Genomic DNA, 2,563 nt, shown 5'->3' with positions numbered 1-2,563 from the left:
CGTCGTCGGAAGCGACTTCGGTGAAGCCCATCGAGATGCCGGCGCCGATCGAGGCCGCAAGGCCGACCAGGAAGGTCTGGAATGTCGCATGGGTGGCGAAGGCGGCGGCGAAGATCGGCGCCAGCGTCGACACCGAACCGTCCATCAATCCGGCCAGGCCCGGCTGCACATAAGTGAGGATGAACTGGCGCTGCTCGGCGGAGGCCTCCTCCTCCTTCACCGAACCTGGAACATGCTCCTTTTCGAGCTGATGCGCCGATGTTTCATGGCCCTGCTCCGCCGCAGCGAGGTCGCCGAGCAGTTTTCGCGTCGAGGCGTCGGTGGTGCGCTTGGCCGCCTCGACATAGAAGCGGTAGGCCTGCTGCTCCATCGCTTCCGCCTGGCGACGCACATGCTCGATGCCGAGCGGCCTGACCAGCCAATCCGGCTTGCGTTCATAATAGCCCCGCACGTGGTCGCGCCGGATCAGCGGAATGCGATCGCCGAAGCGCTTGCGGTGCAGCTCGATCAGCGAATCGCGATGGCCGTCCTCCTCCTCGGCCATCGCCTCGAATACCTTGGCCGATTGCGGAAAGCTCTCCGCGAGCCCGTCGGCATAGGCACGATAGATGCGTCCGTCATCCTCCTCGGACGAGATGGCAAGCGCCAGGATTTCCTGTTCGGACAGCGAATCGAAGGAGCGGCGGCCGAAGCCGAAAACACGGGAAAGCATGATGTTGTTACTCTAGTTTAGAATAGTTCTAAACTAGACACTGGCTTGAGCCGGGTCAATTGCCGGCGCCTCGGCGCCTGCACAAATCGTTGATCCACCCGACCGTCGTGGCCTCTTCATTATTGCTGAATGTTCACCTATATCATGGACATTCAGCCGAAACAGAAAGAAGCAAGGATGACGGACAAGAAGCCCCCGCATGCGTTCGACCCGACAGCCATTCTGGACCTCATCGCCGGAATCGAAGCCGAGCTGCAGCGCCTCAAGGCCCTGGTCGAGCAGCAGATCGAGAAGTTCGACCCGGCCAATCCGCACAACAAGACGCCCGACGGCAAACTCACCGAGGAGGGGGTGGAGTGCTGCTACCGGATGTTCGACGATGGCAAGTCGCGCTATTCGGTGTCCCAGCAGATGAAGATTTCCTTCGCCGCCGCCAGCCATCGTTTCAATAGCTGGCGCAAGCTCGGCGGCAAGAAGCGGACAAAGGCGCTGCTCGGGTGAGGGGCGCCTTCGTCGTCCCGGAGCTTGACCTGGCGTGACGAAGGTCACGTCCGCCGGCGCCACATCGCGAACCTTGTGACCCTTACATTTTTTCGTTGGCGCGAGGCCGCGTTTTCCGTGCAGCATGGGTGGATCGATCGTTCCACGAGACCAAGCCCATGACCTCTCTGCCCGACATTTCGGATATCCACGGCGCCGCCGCCCGCCTCGCCGGCCTCATCGTCGAGACGCCGCTGATCGAATCGCCGGAGCTCAACCGGCGCTATGGCGGGCGCATCCTGTTCAAGCCCGAGACGCTGCAGCGTACCGGCTCCTTCAAGATCCGCGGCGCATACAACAAGCTGTCGTCGCTGAGCGAGGAGGAACGTCAGCGCGGCGTCGTCGCCTTCTCCTCGGGCAACCACGCGCAAGGCGTCGCGGCGTCCGCCGCGATGTTCGGCGTCAAGGCGGTCATAGCCATGCCCGCCGACGCGCCGGCGCTGAAGGTCGGCAATGTCCGCAAGATGGGCGCCGAGGTGGTGCCATTCGACCGGTTCAAGGACGACCGCATGACGATCGTTCGCCCTTACATCGAGAAAGGCATGGCGCTGGTGCCGCCCTTCGACGACCCGGCCATCATCGCCGGCCAGGGCACGATCGGGCTGGAGCTGGTGAAGCAGGCCAAAGCACTGGGCGTGATGCTCGATGCGGTCGTCGTGCCATGCGGTGGCGGCGGTCTGTCGAGCGGGATTTCGGTCGCGGTCAAGGATGCCTCGCCGCGCACGGCGATCTGGGCGGTGGAGCCGGAGCATTTCGACGACACGCGCCGCTCGCTCGCCAACGGCGAAAGGGTGGCCAACGAGCCCGGCCATTCCTCGATCTGCGATGCGATCCTCACCGCCGAACCCGGCGCCATCACCTTCGAGATCAACCGCCGGAACCTCGCTGGCGCCATCGCCGTCTCCGACAAGGCAACGGCGCAAGCGATGCGCGACGCCATGGCCCACCTGAAGCTGGTGGTCGAACCTGGCGGCTGCGTCGCGCTTGCCGCACTGGCGTCAGGCGAGATCGATCTCGCGGGCAAATGCGTGGCCGTGGTGCTTTCCGGCGGCAACGTCGATTTCGGCACTTATGCCGAAATCATGGCCGCTGCTTAGGGCACGTTGCCTCGTCACTACCTACTTACTGTTCGCTGAACGCTCGATGCTCAGAACGTCCAATCGCCCCATCTCCGACGGATTTCCTCAGCAGACAAGAAATGTATTTCCATCAGGATCGGTTCTTGTGGCCCTTTGAAGAAATGAAGCTCCGCGTGAGGAAGCACCAAGCGACGCACGGTTTCTGAGAGGCTGTCTATTTTGAATTCCTCGG

The 2,563-nt window shown here is 62.8% G+C and carries 3 protein-coding genes; 2 read left to right on the top strand and 1 reads right to left on the bottom strand.

What is annotated here, in order from left to right; genetic code table 11:
- Positions 1–712, bottom strand: a 712-nt coding sequence (locus Q0L57_RS12545) for a ferritin family protein (RefSeq protein WP_296743070.1), incomplete at its 3' end; no start/stop codon positions are given.
- Positions 713–889: 177 nt separating this feature from the next.
- Between Q0L57_RS12545 and Q0L57_RS12540 the strand changes: the two genes are divergently transcribed.
- Complete coding sequence (locus Q0L57_RS12540) at positions 890–1,213, top strand: hypothetical protein (protein ID WP_296743068.1); 324 nt, start codon at positions 890–892, stop codon at positions 1,211–1,213.
- A gap of 158 nt (positions 1,214–1,371) precedes the next feature.
- A complete protein-coding gene (locus Q0L57_RS12535) occupies positions 1,372–2,349 on the top strand; it encodes a threonine/serine dehydratase (RefSeq protein WP_296743067.1) in 978 nt (325 codons plus the stop codon).
- Positions 2,350–2,563: the final 214 nt, after the last annotated feature.

The organism is Mesorhizobium sp., from assembly GCF_024509055.1.
In the GTDB taxonomy this organism is placed as follows: Bacteria; Pseudomonadota; Alphaproteobacteria; order Rhizobiales; family Rhizobiaceae; genus Mesorhizobium.
This window is presented reverse-complemented; position numbering and strand designations above follow the sequence as displayed.